Genomic DNA, 22,375 nt, shown 5'->3' with positions numbered 1-22,375 from the left:
ACGACTGCCGAATACTGCCATTCCCAGGTCAGCGGCCGGGTGGTGGCACCCGATCGGGGTGCAGCCCGGCGCGGAGATCGGCGGCGACGATCCGGGCGGCCGCGTTCTGCCAGTTGTGCAGCGTGCGTTGCGGGACCTGATCCACGAACCAGCCGAGCGCGCGGCGGGACACCGGATCCAGCTCGGTTCGTTTGGTGCGCACGCTGTACGGACGGATCCCGCACACGTAGTAGAAGTACAGGGCGTTGTAGTGCTGCCACTCCTCGCTGGTGCCGAACTCCTCCCCGGACCGGGGTTTCAGGGCGGCGATGCGTTCGGTCAGCAGTGCCTTGAGTTCGGTGGCGCGGGCGAGCGGGCCCGCCTCGTGGCCCCGGAGGCGTTCGTCGATCGCCGGTAGGTCGATCAGAGGGCTGGACACCAGCTTGCCGAGATCGGCGTAGTGGCTCAATGCCCGGCGGGTCAGCCGGGCGAATTCATCCTCCGACAGTGCCGGCAGTCCGGTCTCCGGTTCCTTGCGGGAGAGTGCCGCCGCAGCCGTGCGCAGGTCCCCGCGGGCCGCCCGCAATTCCGGAGCCGAGGCGAAGGCGAATCGGTCCACGCCCGCCTGGATCGGCGTCTGCCACACCTGGATCGCGATGGCCGCGGCCACGGTGCCGAACAGCAGGGCGATCAGGGCCGGGCGCGGTCCGGTGAGGACCAGCGCCACCGCGACCTGCCCGCCGAACACCACCGCCGTCGCGGCCGAGACCAGCAGCGACCGGAACATATCGGCCCGCAGCGCCTCACCTTCGTCGAAGGCATCCAGCACGCCGATCCCGATGCCCAGCAACACCAGGTCGACCGCGATTCCCGACAGCATCAGGGTGGGCGGAACGAGACCGAACCCCAGCAGGATCAGTGCCGTGCTCAACCCGGTCGCCATCGTCCCGACGATCAGCAGCCCGGCTGCCGGCCGTAGCCGGGGCCGCACGTGGACCGCCCGATGCCGCAGCGCGACCGCGATGAAGGTGCCGAACAAGGCGCCGATCGCCAGGGTGCCCAGCAGCGGCCCGGTCCATTCGACGCCGGCCACGGCGGCCACCGCCAGGACGGCGCTCACCGGCAGCAGCCCGAATCGCCACCACCGGTCCGCCCGGCCGGCGTATTCGTCCGGCAGCAGCCGGACGAATACGCCACTCCAGGCCAGTGCCGGAAGTCCGACCAGCACTTCCCGCACCGTGTCGAATCGGGCGATATCGGCGGTCAACTGGTCCGTCAGCACTGCCAGCGCGTACAACACCAGCCCGGCGCCGGCCCGCCGCAGCACCGGCTTCCCCGGATCCCGCGCGGGCAGGTACAGACCGAGCCACCACGCGAGCCCGAAGGCCACGACCGCAACCCACATCATTGTTCGAGCCCAGGGCCGCTTCAGTACTCGGTGTAGGAGGTCGGTGTGCCGGTCACCAGATCGGCCCGGCGGACGACGACGATGTCCGGTGCGTACGAGAACACGCCTCCGAGGCGCGGCCCGCGATGCCGGAAATAGGCGTTCACCAGCTCGCGGGCCGTCGGACGGGCACCATCCGCGCCACGGATCCACACCACTCCGGTGGCGAGCTGGCCGATCGTTCCGCCGGTCCGGTAAGGCAGCACGACATTGTTCGCGATGGACACGACGAAGATGGCCGCCGCACCACCGAGCGGGGTCAGCGCCGGGTGTTCCCGGATCAGGTCCGAATGCCACACCGCGATCGGCAGCAGCACAACCACTGCAGCCGAGCACAGGACGGCCAGGTCGACGACGGCGGCGATCGTACTGCGCAGCTTCCGTGGCGACGGATACCGCCGGTCGCCCTCCACGCCGTGATATCGCGCCGCCGGCCGCTGCGAAAGGGTCTGCCCCCCACCATGAGTCATACACGGATGATGGCACATCCCGGAGGTCAGGGACGCGTGGCCGGGTTCGGGTCGTTGCCCGGGGTTCCGGCGGCCGGCCGGTAGCATCCTCGGTCGCGGGAATCGGCCGGGATGGGCCGGAGGTCGACGGTCAGGTGATGCAGGGCACGGTAACGATTGCCGAATCGCCGCTGATTACTGCTGCGTGACCGATTCCTGAACGGTCGTCCAGTTCGCTCTGTCAACCGGACCGAAAGGTACCCGTGATGCCGAAGACCACCACCCGCGCCGTCCTCGCGGCCGCGCTCGCCGCCGCCGCGCTGGCGGCTGCCGCCCACGCGCCGGCGGGAGCTGCCCCCGGCGAGGTGATCGCCGTCGAATCCCGGTCCGAGGGCTGGCACAGCATGGTTCGCGGATCGGTGGTCGAGTACCGCACCGTCGACTCGGCCGGGATCGAACGTCCGGCCAGCGGGGCGTTGTTCCTGCCCGCGGGCGAGCCGCCCGCGACCGGGTGGCCGATCATCGCCTACGACCACGGCACCCTCGGCTCCGGACCGGGCTGCGGCGGCCAGGCCGACCCCGACCTAGCGCCGATGCCCGCCAACCGTGCCGCCGAGGACGCCCTGATGGCCGAGTTGGTCGACCGCGGGTTCGCCGTCGTCGCCCCCGACTACCTCGGCCTGGGGCGCTTCGACACCGGCCCGCACCCGTACTTGGAGGTGCGCAGCGAGGCGACCGCCACCATCGACCTGGTACGCGCCGCCCGTGCCGCCGAACCCGGGCTGTCGCGCACCTGGAGCGTCATCGGCGCCTCGCAGGGCGGGCATGCCGCACTGAGCGCCGCCCACGTCCAGGCGAGCTACGCTCCCGAACTCGACTTCCGCGGCACCGTCGCACTCGACCCGGCCTCCGATGTCGAGAAGGTGCTGCCGCTGCTGCTCGGCCCCGGTTTTCCGGAGATCGAGGGCACCGCCGGTATCACCGGCTTCACCCTGAGTATCCTGGCGGGTCTGCGCGCCACCCACCCCGAGGCGCAGGTCGATTCCTACCTGACACCTCTCGGTAAGCAACTCGTCGACGCCGTCGGCACCGAATGCATCGACGAAACCGTCCGCAACGTCACCGGCACGGCGATGGGTGACATGTTCAGCCGCCCCCTCTCCGAAGGCCCGTTGCAAGCCGCACTGACCGACTACATGACCCTGCCGACCTCCGGCTACGACGCCCCGATCCTGCTGCTGCTCAATGCAACCGACATGGTCGTCCCGTCGCCGTTGCACGCCGCACTGGTCGGCCAGTTCGCCGCGGGCGGTGTCGACTTCGAAACGGTCACCGGTTTCGGTCAGCACACGGTGATGAACCCGCAGATGCGGGATGCGCTGCACGACTTCGTCACCCGTGTGAACGCCGCACCGCCCCAGCGCTGAGATACCGCAGCCCCCGGTCGCGGGTGTCACCCGGCCGGGGCTGCCGATTCACCGGTACTGCGCAAAGAACTCCGTGATCTCGCGGGCCATCAGATCCGGGGCAGCGTGATGCAGGTAGTGGCTGAATACGTCGTGGGTGCGCCAGGAGACGATGTTGTGGTCGCGTTCGGCGAAGCGCCGGATGCCGTGGAAGTCGCCGTTCGAGCCGCACAGGGCGAACGGTGCGGTGGTCGGTGCGGTGGGCTTGTCTGCCTTGTCCTTCTCGTAGTAGTGCCGGATCGCGGATCCCGCACTGCCGCTGAACCAGTGGATTGCGATATTGGTCAGCACGAATTCGTCGTCCAGATCCGGGCCCAGCAGCTGGCCGTTCCAGCCGATCAGCCCGGCGGGGGAGTCCATGATCGCGTGCGCCAGGGTCTGCGGTTGCTGAGACTGCAGGATGTTGAAGCCCATCTTGTTCTTCACGAACCAGTCCAGCGTTTCCAGCGCCTGCTGTTCGGCTTCGGTCAGGTCGGCCAGTTCGGCCGGGTCACCGGACGGGAACGAATACACCTGGGTGACATGCACACCCACCACGTGGTCCGGGTCGACCCGGCCGACTTCGGGGGAGATCTGCGATCCGCCGTCGTTGCCCACTGTGCCGTAGCGGGTGTAGCCGAGCCGGTTCATGAGTTCGGCCCACGCCCGGGCGATCCGGGTGTCGTTCCAGCCCGTCGATGTGGTCGGTCCGGAGAATCCGTAGCCGGGAACAGAAGGGATCACCAGATCGAACCCGGCGGCGGTGAGTGGTTCGACCAGGGCGAGGAATTCGACGAAGGTGCCCGGCCATCCGTGGGTGAGCAGTAGTGGGAAACCGCCTTCCCGGGGCGTCCGCACATGCAGGAAGTGGATGTCCTGTCCGTCGATCTCGGTGAGGTACTGCGGATACGCGTTGAGCTCGTCCTCGACCTTGCGCCAGTCGAAGCCGTTGCGCCAGAAGTCGGCCAGATGCCGGACCCGGTCGACGCTCACGCCGTAGGTGTCGCCCGAGTCCGGGATCTGGTCGGCCCAGCGGGTGCGGGCCAGGCGGTCCTGCAGATCATCGAGGTCGGCCTGGGGGATCTCGATGCGGAAGGGGCGCAGTGCGGTCATGAGCATTCTCCACTTGGAACGGAATGGTTTGTTCCATTAGAATCTACCGGAACAGATCATTCCGTTTCAAGGGCTAGACTGGAGATCATGTCGACGACTGCCGCTACCTCAGCTTCGAAGGCGCTACCCGGGCGCAAGGCACAGGCCGCGCGCAATGACGGCCGCATCCTGGAGGCTGCCCGGACGGTCTTCCTCGGCGACCCGAAGGCTCCGGTCTCCGCGGTAGCGGCGGCGGCCGGCGTCGGCATCAGCGCCCTCTACCGGCGGTACCCGAGCAAGGAGGCGCTGCTGCGCACCCTCTGCTACGAGGGGCTGCGCCGCTACAACGCCGAAGCCGAGAGCGCGCTCGAGGTCGCCGACGGATGGGCGGCGCTGGTCGGATTCCTGGAGCGGGTCGTGGACGCCGACGTCCACTCGCTGGCCGTCCGCTTCGCCGGCACCTTCGACCCCGAGGATTCGATCCGCGCCGATGTGCAACGCTCCGTCGAACTCAACGACGCGCTGATCCGGCGCGCCCGGGAATCCGGCCGGCTGCGACCCGACGTCACCACCGCAGACCTGGGCCTGATCCTCGAATCCTGCGCGGCCGTCTCCGTTCCCGACCCGGAACGGACCGTGCAGCTGCGTCGCCGGGTTCTTGCGCTGCTCGTCGCCGGCCTGTCCTCGGCCGATCCGCTACCCGGTCCGCCCACCCGGCCGGACGAATTCGCCTGCCGTTGGCATCGATCCTGATTCGGTCTCGGCCGATCCCCCCACTCCGGGTAGCCACCTGCCATCCGATCGGCGGGCCATCGAGCTGTACGACGCGCATTCGGCCCCGCTGGTCGCCGCGCGCATCGTGCCGTCGTCCGAGGCGATCGGATTCCCAGCCCGTTCTGTTCGAGCTGCGTGCGGCGAACAAGCGAGTGGGCGAGCATCGACGTGTCCGCCACGGCCGGAGTCGAGTCGGCCGCCCTCACTTCTCGCAGCGGTAGCGTTGAAGGACTCCGGTGTGGGTTGCCCCACAAATGCCCCCACGACTCCGGCGTGGGGCAACCCGTCATGCCTCGTATCGGTGGGCGCAGAGGGGTTCGAACCCCCGACCGCTGGTGTGTAAAACCAGAGCTCTACCACTGAGCTATACGCCCGGGTCCCGCCGGCGGGTGCCGGCGGGATCGGTCTATGAATCTAGCGCGGCGAGCGCTTTCTCCCAAGCCGCCTGGTCACGGGCCTCTCCGGGGCCGTTCATCTCGGCGAAACGGATGTAGCCGTCCCGGTCGACGACGAAGGTGCCGCGGTTCGGGTAGCCGGACTTGTCGTTGAAGACCTGATAGGTCTGCGCGACTTCGCCGTGCGGCCAGAAATCCGACAGCAGGGGGAACGTGTAGCCCTGTTCGGCCGCCCAGATCTTGTGGGTGGGCGGCGGGCCGACCGAGACCGCGAGGATCTCGGCGTTGTCGTTCTGGAACTTCGGCAGCTCGTCGCGGACCTTGCACAGCTCACCCTGGCAGATGCCGGTGAAGGCGAGCGGATAGAACACCAGCAGCACGTTCTTCTTGCCGCGGTAGTCCGACAGCGTGACCGGCTGGTTGTTCTGATCCTTCAGGGTGAAGTCCGGGGCGAGGGTGCCGACCTCTAGCGGCATTCGGTGAACCTCCGTGGGTGTGGGCGCTCAGCGCTGCTTGGATGGCGCCTTCGGCTGGACCAGCCGGCTGGCGGACCAGTCTCCCAGGCTGATCGCGGAGGTCTGGGTGAGTCCCGCCGTGGGCGCGGCCTCGGCGATCTCACTGGGCTCTACATGGCCAGGCTGTCCGGTCTTGGGGGTGAGGACCCAGATGAAGCCGTCGTCGGCCAGCGGGCTGATGACGTCCATCAGCTCGTCGGCGAGATCGCCGTCCCCGTCTCGCCACCACAGCAGCACGGCGTCGACGACCTCGTCGGAGTCCTCGTCGACCATCTCGCTGCCGGCTGATTCCTCGACATCAGCGCGGATGTTGTCGTCGGTGTCCTCGTCCCAACCCAGCTCCTGGACCACCATCCCGTGTGCGATGCCAAGCTTCTGAGCGTAGTTCTGCGCGTCCGCCGCGGCGACCACGGTGGTGTCCTCCTCAACTCCCGACAATTTGGTAGTTGCCAGCGAACATGGTTATCGCCCTCAACGCAAGCCGATCGGCCAGAAAACTCCGCGCATGTCGTGTGACGATCCGATGTCGCCGCGGCTCCGGTGCAGGTCAGCGTCCCTGGCAGTCCTCGCGGACGGCCGAACGGGCATCGTTGATCCGCACACTGGCCGCGTTGAGGTCGTCGACCCAGGAATTGAAACTCATCTCGCGGGTCTCGGTCGCCAGGGCACGGGCGGCGTCGATGTACTCGGTGAGCTTGGCACTCAGCTCGGGCGGCAGCTCGGCACCGGCCCCGGTGATGCCCGCGGCGACGGTATCGGCCGCCGCCTCCAGGGCGCCGGCCGCCTGCTCACGTTTGTCCAGGTAGTCCGGTGCGTTGGCGTCGTGCGCGGTGATGAACTCGTTGTAGACGGTTACCGCGGGACCGGTGGTTTCCGGGAACCGGTCACAGGTATCGGTGACGGCGGCGGCCTCCGCCGCCCGCGCGACGGAGGTCTGGTATGCGGCGACTTCGGCGGGGTCGACGGTGGCGGTACCCGGAACCTGCTCGGCGCATCCGGCCAGTACCACCCCGACCGTGATCGCCACGATCGAACCGACCGGTCCGAACCCGCGGGGGCGCAGCAGTCTCATGGCTGATCGACTCCCTCGTCAACTCCTACTCACGCGTAGCGCGTTCGCAGGTGAACCTACTGGATATCCAGCTGACATAGTGACCTGGGGCGTGCCATCGGGAAGGATGGAACCAGCGCCCGGACCTTGCGTAGCGGGCGCACCCGCCCACCCAGCGGGCGCGCCCGGGGAAACGACGCCATCAGCTAGTTGACCCCCGTACGAGGAGCGGATTTGACCGACCTGATTCATCCTGCAGCTCCGACCGGTTCCCCGAACCATCACGAAGCGAACGATACGACCGGCCCAGGCTCGACGAGCACCCCACCGAGCAGCGCCGCCGACCCCGGCCGCCCCGGCCGCACCGCCGGCGAGCGGGTGCGGGTGATCCGTGAGGGGGTGGCTTCGTATCTGCCCGATATCGACCCGGAGGAGACCAGCGAATGGCTGGAGTCCTTCGACGACATGCTCGACCGGGAAGGCCCCGGCCGCGCGCGGTATCTCATGCTGCGCCTGCTGGAGCGCGCCGGTGAGCGCCGGGTCGCGATTCCGGCCCTGACCTCCACCGATTACGTCAACACCATTCCGACCGAGAACGAGCCGTGGTTCCCCGGCGACGAGGAGGTGGAACGCCGCTACCGGGCCTGGATCCGGTGGAACGCGGCGATCATGGTGCATCGTGCCCAGCGTCCCGGTATCGGCGTCGGCGGGCACATCTCCACCTACGCGTCCTCGGCGGCACTCTACGAAGTGGGCTTCAACCATTTCTTCCGCGGTAAGGACCACCAGGGTGGCGGCGACCAGATCTTCATCCAGGGTCATGCTTCACCCGGTATCTACGCCCGCGCCTACCTGGAGGGCCGCCTGACCGCGGACCGGCTCGACGGCTTCCGGCAGGAGTACAGCCACGGCGGCCCCGGGCACGGCCTGCCCTCCTACCCGCATCCGCGGTTGATGCCGGAGTTCTGGGAATACCCGACCGTATCGATGGGCCTGGGCCCGATGAACGCGATCTACCAGGCCCGGTTCAACCATTATCTGCACGATCGCGGCATCAAGGACACCTCCGATCAGCATGTGTGGGCGTTCCTGGGTGACGGCGAGATGGACGAGCCGGAGTCGCGTGGCCTGCTGCAGGTCGCGGCGCAGGAAGGCCTGGACAACCTCACCTTCGTGGTGAACTGCAATCTGCAGCGCCTGGACGGACCGGTGCGCGGCAACGGCAAGATCATCCAGGAGCTGGAATCGTTCTTCCGCGGTGCCGGCTGGAACGTCATCAAGGTGATCTGGGGCCGGGAATGGGACGCCCTGCTCGGTGCGGACCGGGACGGCGCGCTGGTGAACCTGATGAACACCACCCCCGACGGCGACTACCAGACCTACAAGGCCAACGACGGCGCGTATGTGCGCGACCACTTCTTCGGCCGCGACCCGCGGACCAAGGCTCTGGTCGAGAACATGAGCGACCAGGAGATCTGGAACCTCAAGCGCGGCGGCCACGACTACCGCAAGGTGTATGCCGCCTATGCGGCCGCGATGGCACACAAGGGCCAGCCGACGGTGATCCTGGCCAAGACCATCAAGGGCTACACCCTCGGCAAGCATTTCGAGGGCCGTAACGCGACCCACCAGATGAAGAAGCTGACGCTGCAGGACCTCAAGGACTTCCGGGATCTGCAGCGCATCCCGATCAGCGATGCCGAGCTGGAGAAGGACCCCTACCTGCCGCCGTACTACCACCCCGGGATGGACGCCCCGGAGATCCAGTACATGCTGTCGCGGCGCAATACGCTGGGCGGTTTCCTGCCGGAGCGGCGGACCGCGGCGCAGCCGCTGAAGCTGCCCGGTGACGAGGCCTACCGATCGGTGCGCAAGGGGTCCGGCAAGCAGAACGTCGCGACCACGATGGCGCTGGTGCGGCTGATGAAGGAACTGCTGCGCGACCCCGAGATCGGCAAGCGGATCGTGCCGATCATCCCGGACGAGGCCCGCACCTTCGGTATGGACTCCTGGTTCCCGTCGCTGAAGATCTACAACCGCAACGGGCAGCTGTACACCTCGGTCGACGCGGAGCTGATGCTCGCCTACAAGGAGAGCACCGTCGGGCAGATCCTGCACGAGGGCATCAACGAGGCCGGGTCGACCGCCTCGTTCACCGCCGCGGGCACCTCGTACGCCACCCAGGGCGAGCCGATGATCCCGCTGTACATCTTCTATTCGATGTTCGGCTTCCAGCGCACCGGTGACGGTCTGTGGGCGGCCGCCGACCAGCTGGCCCGCGGCTTCGTGCTCGGCGCCACGGCGGGCCGCACCACGCTCACCGGTGAGGGACTGCAGCACAACGACGGCCAGTCGCTGCTGCTGGCCTCGGCGAATCCCGGGGTGGTCAGCTACGACCCGGCCTTCTCGTTCGAGATCGCGCATATCGTGCGGGACGGCCTGCGCCGGATGTACGGCGGCGGTACCCCGGAGCCCGGGGCGCTGCCCGGGACGAATCCCCCGGAGTCCGGCAGCTTCGGCGGCGAGAACGTCTTCTACTACATCACCCTGTACAACGAGCCGTACCAGCAGCCGGCCGAGCCGGACGACCTGGATGTGGCCGGACTGCTCAAGGGGATCTACCGGTACCGCCGCGGTGACGCCGGGGACCTGCGGGCACAGATCCTGGTCGCCGGAGTCACGGTGCCGGACGGGTTGCGCGCGCAGGAACTGCTGGCGCAGGACTGGGGCGTACAGGCCGATGTGTGGTCGGTGACCTCGTGGAGCGAGCTGCGCCGCGAGGCGATCGCGAAGGAGATCGCCGCGCTGCATGCGCCCGGTGCGGATCCCGGTGTGCCGTATGTCACCGAGGTGCTCACCGGTGCGCCGGGGCCGTTCGTGGCCGCCTCGGACTGGATGCGTGCGGTGCCGGACCAGATCCGCCAGTGGGTACCCGGCGACTACACGACGCTCGGCACCGACGGCTTCGGCTTCTCCGACACCCGCCCGGCGGCCCGCCGGGTGTTCAATGTCGACGCCGAATCCATCGTGGTCGCGGTGCTGGCCGGGCTGGCCCGGACGGGCCGGATCGACCGGGCCCGGGCGGCCGAGGCGGCGTCGCGATACGGCATCGATGACGTGTCCGCCGCGCCGAAGTCGACCGCGAACACCGATGACCAACTCGCATAGCGCAACATTGGACTGTGGATCGTAAACCTCCGCGGCCGCGTCGGATCACCGAGAGCTCGGGCGAGCACGAGGTGTATTTGCCGACCGGTGCGCTCTCCCCGAACCGGCAGACCCGTGACCCGCTCCCGGACACGCTGCTCAAGCGCGTCAAGCAGTTCTCGGGACGCTTGTCCACCGAGGCGGTGGGGTCGATGCAGGATCGGCTGCCGTTCTTCGCCGATCTGGACGCCGCGCAGCGCGCCGGCGTCCAGATGCTGGTGCAGACGGCGGTGGTGAACTTCCTGGAGTGGTTGCAGGATCCCGACAGCGACATCCGGTTCAGCCTGGACGCGTTCCAGGTGATCCCGCAGGATCTGGCGCGGCGGCTGACGCTGCGCCAGACCGTGGACATGGTCCGGGTGGCGATGGAGTTCTTCGAGCAGTGGCTGCCGGCGCTGGCGCGCAACGACCGGCAGTTGGTGGCGCTCACCGAGGCGGTGCTGCGATACGGGCGTGAGCTCGGTTTCGCGGCCGCCTCGGTGTACGCCAGCGCGGCGGAATCCCGCGGTGCGTGGGATACCCGGCTGGAGGCCCTCGTCGTCGACGCCGTGGTCCGCGGCGACACCGGTGCCGACATGCTGTCCCGGGCCGCGACGCTGAACTGGGATGCCACTGCCCCGGCCACGGTCCTGGTCGGTACCCCGCCGAGTGATCAAGGGGTCTCGACGGTCGGGACGGTGCACAACATCGCCGCGCGGCACGGGCGTGCGGCGCTGGCGGTGGTGCAGGGGGCCCGGCTGGTGATGGTGGTGAGCGGACATCTGGGCGAGCCCGCCCAGGTGTCGGCCTTCCTGACCGACCTGCTCACGGAGGTTTTCTCGGACGGTCCGGTGGTGATCGGGCCGACCACCCGGACACTGGGCGCAGCGCATGCCAGTGCCGTGGAGGCTCTCGCCGGGATGGAGGCGGTGGTGGGCTGGCGGGCCGCGCCACGGCCGGTACATGCCGCCGAGCTGCTCCCCGAGCGTGCATTGCTGGGTGATCGAGCTGCGGTCGAGGCGCTGAACGAGTATGTTGTGCTCCCGTTGGCGGCTGCCGGTTCGGCGCTGTCCGACACTCTGGATGCCTACCTGGATTGCGGCGGCGCAGTTGAAACATGCGCGCGTCAGCTGTACGTACATCCAAATACCGTCCGGTATCGACTGAAGCGGATCGCCGAGACGACCGGACGTGATCCGATGAATCCGCGGGATGCGTATGTGCTCCGGATCGCGGCCACAGTGGGTCGTTTGACACGAACTCGTAACGAATCGTCACATCAAGTTACAGGTATCCCACCTGTCACTGTGGGGGAAGAAGGGCTGTAACGAATTCGGGGAATCGGTCGATCGGGACACTCCACCTCGGATTTTGTGGGACCCCCACAAAACGCTCCGGCAAGCTTCATTCACGCCGACATCTCGTGCGGTCTGCCTCACAGTGTTTTCTTAGAGATGTGATCGCGTTGTACGCCCCTGGACAGGGGTCCCAGACACCCGGCATGCTCGCGCCCTGGCTCGACCTCCCCGGTGCGAACGATCGCCTCGTTCTGTGGTCCAAGGCCGCCGGCCTGGACCTGGTCCGTCTCGGCACCACCGCGACGGCGGAGGAGATCGTCGACACCGCAGTCACCCAGCCGCTGGTCGTGGCTTCCGCGCTGCTCGCCTTTTCCGAAATCGCCCCGGAAACGGTTCCGGCGGATAGCATCGTCGCCGGACACTCGGTCGGCGAATTCGCCGCCGCCGCCGTCGCCGGTGTGATCACCGCCGACGAGGCCGTGACCCTCGCCGCCATCCGCGGCCGGGAAATGGCCAAGGCGTGCGCGCTGGAGCCGACCGGAATGTCCGCGGTGCTCGGTGGCGACGAAGCCGCCGTGCTCGCCCGGCTCGCGGAGCTCGATCTCGTCCCGGCCAACCGCAATGCGGCAGGCCAGATCGTCGCCGCCGGCCGGAAGGACGCCCTGGCGGAGCTCGCTGCGAACCCGCCGGAGAAGGCACGGGTCCGCGCACTGCCCGTCGCCGGAGCGTTCCACACCGCGTTCATGGCTCCGGCACAGGAAGCTGTCGCCGAGGCCATCGCGACGATCGTGCCCGGAGAGCCGACCCGGACGCTGCTGTCGAACTTCGACGGCAAGCCGGTGTCCTCCGGGAAGGACGCGATCGACAAACTCGCCGCACAGGTCACCCGGCCCGTTCGCTGGGACCTGTGCACCGAGACCATCCGGGCTGCCGGTGTCTCGGCGGTGGCGGAGCTGCCACCGGCGGGGACCCTCGTCGGAATTGCCAAGCGGGAACTGAAGGGCACCCCCAATCTCGCCCTGAAGACTCCCGCGGACCTCCCCGCGTTGGCCGAGCTCACCGGTAACGGTTAGCTTTCCCCCGGCGGTTTACGCATCGGCGCGTAGCTGCGAACAAACACATAGAGCCCTACCAAGTAACCAAGAAGGGAGCCACGACGTGGCCGCTCTGACCCAGGAACAGATCGTCGAGGAACTCGGCAAGATCATCGAGGAAGTGACCGGCATCGAGCCGTCCGAGGTGACCCTCGAGAAGTCCTTCGTCGACGACCTGGACATCGACTCGCTGTCGATGGTCGAGATCGCCGTGCAGATGGAGGACAAGTACGGCGTCAAGATCCCGGACGAGGATCTGGCCAGCCTGAAGACCGTCGGTGACTCCGTCGCCTACGTGCAGAAGCTCGAGGCCGAGAACTCCGAGATCGCCGCCGAGCTCAAGGCCAAGTTCGAGAACAACGCCGAGTAGGGCCGAAACGTGACCACTCCTTCCACCTTGAACGGGAACTTCCCCAACGTCGTCGTAACCAGCATGGCGGCGACCACGTCGATCGCCGGCGACGTCGATGCGACGTGGAAGGGACTCCTCAACGGCGAGAGCGGTATCGACGTTCTCGAGGATTCCTTCGTCGAGGAGTACGACCTTCCGGTCCGCATCGGCGGCCACCTGAAGGTCAGCCCCGACACCCTGCTCAGCAGGGTCGAGATTCGTCGCATGGCCTATGTCGAGCGGCTCGCGACCGTGCTCGGTCGTGAGGTCTGGAAGAACGCGGGCAGCCCGGAGGTCGACAACGACCGCCTGGGTGTGGCCATCGGCACCGGCCTCGGCGGTGGCGACGCGTTGATCGACTCGGTCGACAAGCTGAAGAACGGCGGGTACCGCAAGGTCTCCCCGCTGGCTGTTCAGATGGTCATGCCGAACGGCCCCTCGGCCGTCGTCGGACTCGAGTTGAAGGCCAGGGCGGGAGTGGTCACTCCGGTCTCGGCATGTTCGTCGGGCTCCGAGGCCATCGCCAATGCGTGGCGGATGATCGTGATGGGTGACGCCGATATGGTCGTCACCGGCGGTGTCGAGGGCTACATCTCCGACATCCCGATCGCGGCGTTCTCCATGATGCGGGCCATGAGCACCCGCAACGACGATCCGAAGGGCGCCTCGCGTCCGTTCGACAAGGATCGGGACGGCTTCGTCTTCGGCGAGGCCGGCGCGTTGATGACCCTCGAGACCGAGGAACACGCCAAGGCGCGCGGGGCCACCATCCACGCGCGTCTACTGGGCGCCGGGATCACCTCGGACGGCTTCCACCTGGTGGCGCCGGATCCGGAGGGCACCGGTGCGGCCCGGGCGATGACCCGCGCGATGCAGACCGCCGGTCTGTCCAAGCAGGACATCACCCACATCAACGCACATGCGACCGCGACTCCCGTCGGCGACACTGCCGAGACGAACGCGATCCACAAGTCGGTGGGAACCCACGCTTCGGTGTACGCACCGAAGTCGGCACTGGGCCACTCGATCGGCGCCGTCGGCGCCCTCGAGTCCGTGCTCACCGTGCTCAGCATCCGGGACGGCGTCGTCCCGCCGACGCTGAATCTGGAGAATCAGGACCCGGAGATCGACCTCGATGTGGTGAAGGGTGAACCCCGCAACCAGGAAATCGAGTACGCGATCAACAACTCCTTCGGTTTCGGTGGGCACAACGTGGCGCTCGCCTTCGGTCGGGCCTAGCCCTCCGACTGCATCAACGAACACCGGCGATGGGGCCGGCCAACTCAACAAGTTTCGGCCCCATCGCCGTGGTTCGACTTTCGCAGCCGCGGTAGCGGCAGAGCTCTTCGAGGTAGGAGTCAACGCGATGACAATCATTGCTCCCGCGTTCCAGGACACGACGACCGATCCGCGCGACCCGCTCGGTCGGCTCCAGCGTTTCTTCGACCCGGGGACGATCCTGCCGCTGCACCCACGGGACAAGTCGGGCGTGCTCGCCGCCATCGGCGAGGTCGACGGCGTCCGCACCGTGGCCTACTGCTCCGATGCCACCGTCATGGGCGGTGCCATGGGCGTGGCGGGCTGCAAGCACATCGTCGACGCGATCGATACCGCGATCGACTCCGGCATTCCGGTCGTCGGGATCTGGCACTCCGGTGGCGCACGCCTGGCCGAAGGGGTCGAGGCCCTGCACGCGGTCGGCCTGGTCTTCGAGGCCATGGTCCGGGCGTCCGGTCAGGTACCGCAGATCTCGGTGGTGCTCGGTTTCGCGGCCGGTGGTGCCGCATACGGCCCCGCACTCACCGACCTGGTGATCATGGCGCCCGAGGGGCGGGTCTTCGTGACCGGCCCCGATGTGGTGCGCAGCGTCACCGGCGAGCAGGTGGACATGGCCACCCTCGGCGGCCCGGAGACGCACGGCAAGAAATCCGGTGTCTGCCATATCGTCGCCGACGACGAATCCGACGCCCTGCACCGCGCCCGCAAACTGGTCTCGATGCTCGCCGAACAGGGCGAATTCGACCTGGTCGCCGCCGCACACGGCGACGTCGATTTGAAGGCGATGCTGCCGGAATCGGCCAAGCGCGCCTACGATGTGAAACCCCTCATCCACGAACTTCTCGACAACATCGAATCCCCCGACGGCAATACCGAATCCTCGTTCGAGGAGGTCCAGGCCGGTTATGCCCGCAGCATGGTGATCGGCTTCGGCCGGCTCGGCGGCCGCACCGTCGGTGTGCTGGCGAACAATCCGCTGCGGCTCGGTGGCTGCCTGAATTCCGAGAGCGCCGAGAAGGCCGCCCGCTTCGTGCGGCTCTGCGATGCCTTCGGTGTCCCGTTGATCGTCGTCACCGACGTCCCCGGATATCTGCCCGGTGTCGGCCAGGAATGGGAAGGTGTCGTGCGCCGCGGCGCGAAACTCCTGCACGCCTTCGCCGAGGCCCGGGTACCCCGGGTGACCCTGGTGACCCGCAAGATCTACGGGGGCGCCTACATCGCGATGAACGCCCGCGCCCTGGGCGCGACCGCGGTGTATGCCTGGCCGGGCTCCGAGGTCGCCGTGATGGGCGCCAAGGCCGCCGTCGGCATCCTGCACAAGAAGGCCCTCGCGGCCGCCCCGGAAGAGGAGCGCGAGGCACTGCACGAGAAGCTCACCGCCGAGCACGAGCAGATCGCCGGTGGCGTCGAGCGGGCCCTGGCGATCGGTGTGGTGGACGAGGTCATCGACCCGGCGCATACCCGCAGCAAGCTGGCGTCCGCACTCGCCGCCGCCCCGGCCCGGAAGAGCCACCACAAGAACATCCCGTTGTAATTTGCCGAGCTTCGCTCGTAAAGACTCGCTCCGTGCGGGGTTGCGTGGGGACGAATGTCCGGGTACGTGCAGATGCCCGGCCTCGGGTGCCCAGTAGCATCGAGGTGTGCGCTACGAGGAACTGGCCGATGAGCCCTGTTCGATCACGCGACCGCTCGTCGTTTTCGGCGACCGCTGGACACTGCTCATTCTCAAACACTGTTTCGCCGGCGTCCGCCGGTTCAATGCGTTCCAGAGTGCCCTGGGTATCTCGCGCAGCCGCCTGATGGACCGGCTGGACCGGCTCATCGAGCACGGGATCCTGGTCAAACGCAAAGCGGAGGTGGGCGCCCGCGAGGAGTACCGGCTCACCCAGAAGGGGCACGACCTCTATCCGATCCTGATGGCGATCCGGGACTGGGGCGATACCTACATGGCGCCGGACGGGCCGCCGGTGCGGTATGCGCATCTGGACTGCTCGGGTGAGGCCCATGTGCGGCTCGAATGCGACGGTTGCCGGCAGGAGATCAGTGCGCGCGATGTGGTTCCCGAGCTCGGCCCCGGGCTGGCGGAGCGGCCGCACGCATCCTGACGCGTGCGGCCTGCGGCTCCTGCGGGACCGGTCGGTGCCGGCGCCGGTGGTCACCTCGATCTGACAGGGCTGGGTGTTGCACCAGGACGGGGTGCGTTGCGCCAGCTCGAACAGGTCGCCAGGGTCCGGTCCGGGACGTGATCGGGCAGGAACTGCCGGCAGGTCCCGCATCTGCCCGCGTCGAGCGGAACGGTCGGCGATCACCTTAGGTCCGCTCGACTTCGCTCCGGCGTGTTCGCACGCCGATCAGCGGATCCGTGCCCGGACTCCGGCAGAATTGCCCGGTATGGCTGCGGAGACCGCCGCGGCGCGGGAGCGCAAGCGGCACGGCAGGCACTACACCCCACCTGAGCTGGCCGGATTCCTGGCCGGCCGGGTGCTCGCGCAGTTGCCGGAGCGGCCCTGTCTGCGGTTGCTGGACCCTGCCTGCGGGGACGGTGCGCTGCTGTTGGCGGCGGCGAGCGCCGCGCGGGCCCGGTACCCGGGAATCCGGGTGCAGCTGGTCGGCTACGACGTCGACCGCGACGCGATCGCCCGGGCCCGGCAGTGTGCCCGGGAGGCGGGCGAATCCCTGGATCTGCGCGCCGCCGACTTCCTGGGCGCCGAGCCGCGGCTGCGGCCCGGTTCGTTCGATGCGATCATCACCAATCCGCCGTATGTGCGCACCCAGCAGCTCGGCGCGGCGACCGCGCGGCTGCTGAGCCGCCGCTACGGACTCAGCGGCCGGATCGATCTCACCCACCCGTTCGTCGCCGCGGCGCCCCGGCTGCTGCGCCCCGGCGGCGTGCTGGGGCTGCTGTGCGCCAACCGGTTCCTGACCACCCGGGCGGGTGCGAACGTCCGGGCGCTGCTGCAGTGTGACCTTCCTCCGGTGGAACTCTTCGACCTCGGCGATACGAAACTGTTCCGCGCCGCCGTGCTGCCTGCGATCACCATTGCCCGGCGTGACGCCGCTGCGGGCGCCTGCCGCTATGTCTCCGCATACGAATCCCCGGAGCCTGCTCCGGCGACCGCGCCCGACCTGTTCACCGCACTTGCCGCCGGGATGTCCGGTCCAGCCCGGCACTGCGGGCGCAACTTCACCGTCGATGCCGGAACTCTCGCTCGGGCGCAGTGGCCGGGCGAGGGCGGATCGCGTGAATCGAGTCCGGACGCCGCTGGTTCGATGGTGCGGGTTCCGGGCGGTGACGGGGTGCCTCGTGCGGTCGTGCCGGGTGCGGGCGGTACCGCGGCGGACGGTCCGGCCGGGGCGGATCCGGGCGGACCGTGGCGGATGTCGCGGCCGGACACCGACGACTGGTTGCGCCGGGTGGGGGAGCGGACCTGGCGGACCTTCGGCGAGGTGGCCCGGATCCGGGTGGGGATCAAGACCACCGCGGATGCGGTGTTCATCTCCGATTCCTGGGCCGGTCGACGGCCGTGTCCCGAACCGGAGTTGCTGTTGCCGCTGCTCACCCACCGCGATCTGCAACCCTGGCGGATCGGTCCGGACCGTGGCCACCGGGTGCTGTATCCGTACGACACCGATGCCATCCGGCGGACACCGGTGGACCTGCGCCGGTATCCGGGCGCCGCCGCTTATCTGGACGAACATCGGGAATTGCTGTCGGCCCGGCGCTATGTGCTCGCGGGTGGCCGGCAGTGGTTCGAGATCTGGGTCCCGCAGCGGCCGCATCTGTGGCGTATCCCGAAGGTGGTGTTCCCCGATATCAGCGTCCGGCCCCGGTTCGCGTTGGACCGTTCGGGTGCGGTGGTCAACGGCGACTGCTATTGGATTTCGCTGGCCGATCTGGGCGCCGGTGGCGATGCCGCGCGGCTGGCCCATCTGCTCATGGGTGTGGCGAATTCCGATGTGGGGCTGCGGTTCTACGATGCGGTCTGCGGAAACCGGCTCTATGCCGGACGGCGCCGCTGGATCACCCAATACGTCTCCCGGCTGCCGCTGCCCGATCCGGACACTGCGGCGGCCCGTGAGATCATCACCCTCGCTGCGCAGTTCGCCGAGGGGGCGCCGGATGAGCACTGGCAAGGGCGGTTGGACGAGTCGGTCGCGGCAGCCTTCGGTGTGACACCGGGCGCCCCTCAGGGTGTGGCATCGGCCTGATCGGACGGCTGGACCCCGATCATCGGCAACAGGGTGCTGCGGGCGAACTCCCGGGCCGCCGCCGGATCGCCGAGCGGGATCAGTCCGTCCGGGGTGAGCGCCAGCGACAGTGCCAGCCGGGCCATGATCTCGGCCACCAGGTCGGCGTCGAAATCCTGGGCGTGCGCGGCCGGCCCCAGTTCACGCAGTTTCTCGGCCAGATACTCGCGGCCGACCGCCAGGATCGGGCCGGCGTCGACGGTGAGCCGCGGCAGTACCGTCTCCGGTTCGGTGCGCAGCAGCCGGCTCAACAGGGCGTTGCCGGCCATGGCACTGATGAAGGCCACGAAGATCTCGGTCAGCTGCGCCACCGGGCCGCGTACCGCCTGCACGCGCTCGTCGACGCCGGCCACCAGCCGTTGCGCCTCCCGCACGGCGACAGCCTCGATGACATCGTTCTTCGACTCGAATCGCCGGTACAGCGTCGCCTGGCTGATCCCGGCCCGGCGCGCGACCTCGCCCATGCTGGAGCGCTTGATGCCGAAGTCCAGAAACGCCGACAGGGCGCTGTCCAGCAGCCGTTCGCTGTCGGGTACCGGTGCGGCACGGATCCGGGCGAGCAGCGACGAAATGGTGGGCATCAGGTCTCCGGTCGAGTCACGGTCGGGGGCAGGACAGGGCGGCCCCATTATCGCAGCCCGGCCGGGGCCCGCCGGAGACCCGCTCAGTCCCGTGGCAGATCCAGCGCCGCCATCTCGTGTTCGATCGCGTTGGCCGCGAAGTCCACACCTCGGGACCGCAGCTCGTGCACGCGACGGCGGAGCGCTTCGATCCCGCCCGGTTGCGCCGCGATGTCGGCCACGCTGATCCGCCCCGTCTGCCGGTGCACACCAGATTGCACGTATGCCACCGTGATACCTCCTACCTCACGTAGCAGCGTCGCCGCACCGATGGAGATGGTGTGCGCGCCAACGCCGTACGCAGGTCGAATGGTATCAGCGATTGACACTGGTCAACTGACCAGTGTCAGGCTTCACAGCACCTCGGCGTCGCGGTGACTCGCGACCAGGTTCACGTACACGGCACTGTTGAGCTTGATCCCGTCCCGCTGTTCGGGGGTGAGTTCGCGCCGCACCTTGCCCGGCACGCCCGCCACCAGCGAACCCGGCGGAATCTGTGCGCCTTCCGGGATCAGCGCGTTGGCGGCGATCAGCGATCCGGCGCCGACGACCGCACCGTTGAGCACTGTGGCACCCATGCCGACGAGGACATCGTCGCCGATCGTGCAGCCGTGCAGAATTGCATTGTGTCCCACCGACACCCCGGAACCGACGGTCAGCGGTTGCCCGGGATCGGCGTGCAGTACACAACCGTCCTGGATATTGCTCCCGGAGCCGATCTCGATCTGCTCGACATCGCCGCGGACCACCGCCGAGTACCAGACGCCCACCTCGGGGCCGAGCCGCACCCGGCCGATCACGGTCGCATTCGGGGCGACCCATGCGGTGTCGTCGATCTCCGGGGCGAATCCGGTCACCTTGATGATCATGAGCGCGAGTCTATGGGTCGCCGCGCGCCGCGGCGTGGTTGCCCGACCCGGACCGCTCGCTGCGGGACGATGGCGGCATGAGGATCGCGGTGCCACGGGAGATCAAAGAACAGGAGTTCCGGGTCGCGCTCACCCCGGCGGGCGCCCGCGAACTGGTCCGGCACGGGCACGAAGTGCTGGTGCAGACCGGAGCCGGGCTCGGGTCCGGATTCACCGACGACGAGTATCTCGCCGCCGGTGCGGAACTGGTGCCGACCGCCGAGGTGGTGTGGGCATCAGGAGAACTGGTCCTGAAGGTCAAGGAACCGATCGAACCCGAATACCGGCGGATGCGACGGGACCAGGTGCTGTTCACCTATCTGCATCTGGCAGCGTCGCGGGCCTGCACCGAGGCGATCCTGGCGGCCGGGATCACCGCGATCGCCTACGAGACCGTGCGCGGCGCCGACGGTTCGCTGCCGTTGCTGGCGCCGATGAGCGAGGTGGCCGGCCGGTTGAGCGTGCAGGCCGGCGCCTACCACCTGATGGCTCCGCTGGGCGGCGCCGGGGTGTTGCTCGGCGGGGTACCCGGGGTACGGCCGGCGCATGTCGTCGTGATCGGCGGCGGTGTCGCCGGCAGCAATGCGGTGGCAGTCGCGGCCGGGATGGGCGCGCGGGTGAGCGTGCTCGACACCGACCTGACCCGGCTGCGGGAACTGGACGCACGCTTCGCGGGCCGGGTTGCGACCCTGGCGTCGCACACCGAGGAGATCGAGCGTTCGGTGGCCGCGGCGGACCTGGTGATCGGGTCGGTCCTGGTACCCGGGGCCAAGGCGCCCACTCTGGTGCCCGACGACCTGGTCGCCCGGATGCGACCCGGTTCGGTGCTCGTCGACATCGCCATCGACCAGGGTGGCTGTTTCGCCGCCTCGCATCCGACCACCCACGCCGAACCCACCTTCCGGGTGGCGCAGAGCCTGTTCTACTGCGTGGCGAACATGCCCGGCGCCGTCCCGCACACTGCCACCGTCGCGCTCACCAACGCGACGTTGCCGTACGTCCGGACGTTGGCCGAGCACGGTTGGCGCGGTGCGTGCGCCGCCGACCCCGGCCTGTCCCGGGGGCTCACCGCCACCGCCGGTCACCTGCTGTCGGCCGAGGTGGCCGCCGCCCACGACCTGCCGCTGACCCACCCCGCGGGCTGAGCGGCGTGGGTCGGCGGCGGGGCCGTGCGGGAGCCGGCTCAGTCCCGGTCGGGATGGAACGCCTCCGAGTCACCGCTGACCGGCAGGTCGCGCAGCTTGTCCGGGTTCCGGATGACATTGATGGCGACGATCCGCCCGGCATCGATGACGAAGGAGAACACCCCGGTGTGGGTGCCGTCGAACACCAGCAGCCCGGGCGCGCCGTTCACCTGGACGAGCTTGCTCCACGCGCCCACGGTCGCCGGCGAGTTGTACCAGCCCAGCAGCACCTTGGCGATGGGTTCGGCGCCGCGCATCGGCTGCCGGATCGCGGGCACCTTGCCACCGCCGTCGGCGGTGAGCACGACCCGGTCGTCCAGGATGCCCAGCAGCGCACTCATATCGCCGGAGCGCCAGGCCAGCGAGAAGGCCGATACCACCTGCTGTTGTTCGGCCGCGCCCGCCGGAAAGCGCGGGGTGCCGTCCTCGACCCGCTTTCGGGCCCGGGACGCGAGCTGCCGCACGGCCGCCGGAGTCCGGCCCACCACCTCTGCGGCTTCCGGGCCGCTCATCCCGAACACGTCCTGCAGGACGAAGGCGGTGCGTTCGGCCGGCGACAGTGATTCCAGCACCACCAGCAGCGCGGTCGTCACCCGCTCGTCCTGGCTGATCCGGTCGGCCGGATCCTCCCAATCTGTGACCTCCGGTTCCGGTAGCCATTCACCGACATACTGTTCCCGTCGGGCCCGCGCGGACCCCAGCTGGTCCAGCGCCAGCCGCCCGGTGACCGTGGTCAGCCAGGCCCGCAGATTCTCGATCTCCCCGGTCCGACCGGCGGTGAACTGCCGGTGCAACCGCAGCCAGGCGTCCTGCACCACATCGTCGGCGTCGGTGAGGCTGCCGAGGGTGCTGTAGGCCAGCCGGCGCAGGTACGGGCGCTGCTCCTCGAACTGGCGGGCCAGCTCCGTCTCGTCGGTGGCTGCCGGGACGGGCGTTTCTTCGGCCATTGATCTCACGTACCTTTCGGGCATCTGCTGCGGTCGTCGTCCTGCTGACGAACCGGCCGGGACGAGTGTGACAT

21 protein-coding genes and 1 tRNA gene are annotated in these 22,375 nt (G+C 68.7%); 11 read left to right on the top strand and 11 right to left on the bottom strand.

All coding sequences use genetic code 11. The features are described 5' to 3' along the window. Positions 1-28 precede the first annotated feature (28 nt). Complete coding sequence (locus tag AC1HFH_RS19590; protein WP_480244244.1) at positions 29-1,387, bottom strand: hypothetical protein; 1,359 nt, start codon at positions 1,385-1,387, stop codon at positions 29-31. 20 nt (positions 1,388-1,407) lie between these two features. Then, on the bottom strand, positions 1,408-1,896 hold the full coding sequence (locus tag AC1HFH_RS19585) for a hypothetical protein (RefSeq protein ID WP_480244243.1): 489 nt from the start codon (positions 1,894-1,896) through the stop codon (positions 1,408-1,410). 245 nt (positions 1,897-2,141) lie between these two features. Here AC1HFH_RS19585 and AC1HFH_RS19580 point away from each other — a divergent pair, with 245 nt between their 5' ends. Next, entirely contained in the window at positions 2,142-3,302 is a 1,161-nt protein-coding gene (locus AC1HFH_RS19580; RefSeq protein ID WP_480244242.1) for an alpha/beta fold hydrolase, read from the top strand. A gap of 48 nt (positions 3,303-3,350) precedes the next feature. Here the strand turns inward: AC1HFH_RS19580 and AC1HFH_RS19575 are convergent, their stop codons facing one another. Beyond that, a complete protein-coding gene (locus tag AC1HFH_RS19575) occupies positions 3,351-4,433 on the bottom strand; it encodes an epoxide hydrolase family protein (RefSeq protein ID WP_480244241.1) in 1,083 nt (360 codons plus the stop codon). Between the two features lie 87 nt (positions 4,434-4,520). Between AC1HFH_RS19575 and AC1HFH_RS19570 the strand changes: the two genes are divergently transcribed. Then, entirely contained in the window at positions 4,521-5,165 is a 645-nt protein-coding gene (locus tag AC1HFH_RS19570; RefSeq protein ID WP_480244240.1) for a TetR/AcrR family transcriptional regulator, read from the top strand. Positions 5,166-5,488: 323 nt separating this feature from the next. On the opposite strand, the gene AC1HFH_RS19565 is transcribed toward AC1HFH_RS19570, so the two are convergent. From AC1HFH_RS19565 to AC1HFH_RS19550, 4 genes are all read right to left on the bottom strand, one after another. Continuing rightward, a tRNA-Val gene (locus tag AC1HFH_RS19565) sits at positions 5,489-5,560 on the bottom strand. 32 nt (positions 5,561-5,592) lie between these two features. Continuing rightward, positions 5,593-6,057, bottom strand: coding sequence for a peroxiredoxin (locus tag AC1HFH_RS19560; RefSeq protein ID WP_480244239.1), 465 nt, complete (start codon positions 6,055-6,057; stop codon positions 5,593-5,595). 27 nt (positions 6,058-6,084) lie between these two features. Continuing rightward, entirely contained in the window at positions 6,085-6,507 is a 423-nt protein-coding gene (locus tag AC1HFH_RS19555; RefSeq protein ID WP_480247908.1) for a DUF3052 domain-containing protein, read from the bottom strand. Positions 6,508-6,643: 136 nt separating this feature from the next. Continuing rightward, positions 6,644-7,168, bottom strand: a complete 525-nt coding sequence (locus tag AC1HFH_RS19550) for a hypothetical protein (protein ID WP_480244238.1) — start codon at positions 7,166-7,168, stop codon at positions 6,644-6,646. A gap of 357 nt (positions 7,169-7,525) precedes the next feature. On the opposite strand from AC1HFH_RS19550, the gene aceE reads away from it, so the two are divergent. From aceE to AC1HFH_RS19510, 8 genes are all read left to right on the top strand, one after another. After that, positions 7,526-10,315 (top strand): pyruvate dehydrogenase (acetyl-transferring), homodimeric type, encoded by a 2,790-nt coding sequence (gene aceE / locus AC1HFH_RS19545; RefSeq protein WP_480247907.1) that lies wholly within the window; start codon positions 7,526-7,528, stop codon positions 10,313-10,315. A gap of 44 nt (positions 10,316-10,359) precedes the next feature. Next, positions 10,360-11,661, top strand: a complete 1,302-nt coding sequence (locus tag AC1HFH_RS19540) for a PucR family transcriptional regulator (protein WP_480247906.1) — start codon at positions 10,360-10,362, stop codon at positions 11,659-11,661. A 128-nt stretch (positions 11,662-11,789) separates the two neighbouring features. Next, positions 11,790-12,704, top strand: coding sequence for an ACP S-malonyltransferase (locus AC1HFH_RS19535; RefSeq protein ID WP_480244237.1), 915 nt, complete (start codon positions 11,790-11,792; stop codon positions 12,702-12,704). 85 nt (positions 12,705-12,789) lie between these two features. Next, the gene (acpM, locus tag AC1HFH_RS19530) at positions 12,790-13,095 is read left to right on the top strand and encodes a meromycolate extension acyl carrier protein AcpM (protein WP_480244236.1); all 306 of its coding nucleotides are present in this window, start codon (positions 12,790-12,792) and stop codon (positions 13,093-13,095) included. A gap of 63 nt (positions 13,096-13,158) precedes the next feature. Then, complete coding sequence (locus tag AC1HFH_RS19525; protein WP_480247905.1) at positions 13,159-14,355, top strand: KasA/KasB family beta-ketoacyl-ACP synthase; 1,197 nt, start codon at positions 13,159-13,161, stop codon at positions 14,353-14,355. A gap of 127 nt (positions 14,356-14,482) precedes the next feature. Beyond that, positions 14,483-15,928, top strand: coding sequence for an acyl-CoA carboxylase subunit beta (locus tag AC1HFH_RS19520; RefSeq protein ID WP_480244235.1), 1,446 nt, complete (start codon positions 14,483-14,485; stop codon positions 15,926-15,928). 106 nt (positions 15,929-16,034) lie between these two features. Beyond that, positions 16,035-16,499 (top strand): winged helix-turn-helix transcriptional regulator, encoded by a 465-nt coding sequence (locus AC1HFH_RS19515; RefSeq protein ID WP_480244234.1) that lies wholly within the window; start codon positions 16,035-16,037, stop codon positions 16,497-16,499. 286 nt (positions 16,500-16,785) lie between these two features. Beyond that, positions 16,786-18,603 carry an Eco57I restriction-modification methylase domain-containing protein gene (locus tag AC1HFH_RS19510; protein WP_480244233.1) on the top strand — a complete coding sequence of 606 codons (1,818 nt, stop codon included), beginning with the start codon at positions 16,786-16,788 and terminating at the stop codon, positions 18,601-18,603. Here AC1HFH_RS19510 and AC1HFH_RS19505 read toward each other — a convergent pair. The 3 genes from AC1HFH_RS19505 to AC1HFH_RS19495 form a co-directional block, all read right to left on the bottom strand. Next, positions 18,582-19,223: a TetR/AcrR family transcriptional regulator gene (locus AC1HFH_RS19505; RefSeq protein ID WP_480244232.1), complete on the bottom strand. Its 642-nt coding sequence runs from the start codon at positions 19,221-19,223 to the stop codon at positions 18,582-18,584. The genes AC1HFH_RS19510 and AC1HFH_RS19505 overlap by 22 nt on opposite strands. A gap of 83 nt (positions 19,224-19,306) precedes the next feature. Then, on the bottom strand, positions 19,307-19,492 hold the full coding sequence (locus tag AC1HFH_RS19500) for a hypothetical protein (protein ID WP_480244231.1): 186 nt from the start codon (positions 19,490-19,492) through the stop codon (positions 19,307-19,309). A 123-nt stretch (positions 19,493-19,615) separates the two neighbouring features. Beyond that, on the bottom strand, positions 19,616-20,131 hold the full coding sequence (locus AC1HFH_RS19495) for a gamma carbonic anhydrase family protein (protein WP_480244230.1): 516 nt from the start codon (positions 20,129-20,131) through the stop codon (positions 19,616-19,618). A gap of 77 nt (positions 20,132-20,208) precedes the next feature. Between AC1HFH_RS19495 and ald the strand changes: the two genes are divergently transcribed. Next, positions 20,209-21,315: an alanine dehydrogenase gene (gene ald / locus AC1HFH_RS19490; RefSeq protein WP_480244229.1), complete on the top strand. Its 1,107-nt coding sequence runs from the start codon at positions 20,209-20,211 to the stop codon at positions 21,313-21,315. 38 nt (positions 21,316-21,353) lie between these two features. Here the strand turns inward: ald and sigJ are convergent, their stop codons facing one another. Next, positions 21,354-22,301, bottom strand: coding sequence for an RNA polymerase sigma factor SigJ (sigJ, locus tag AC1HFH_RS19485; protein ID WP_480244228.1), 948 nt, complete (start codon positions 22,299-22,301; stop codon positions 21,354-21,356). Positions 22,302-22,375 lie beyond the last annotated feature (74 nt).

The organism is Nocardia sp. KT25-26, assembly GCF_056627695.1.
Note: the sequence above shows the minus strand (reverse complement) of the source record. Positions and strands in the feature narration are given on the sequence as shown.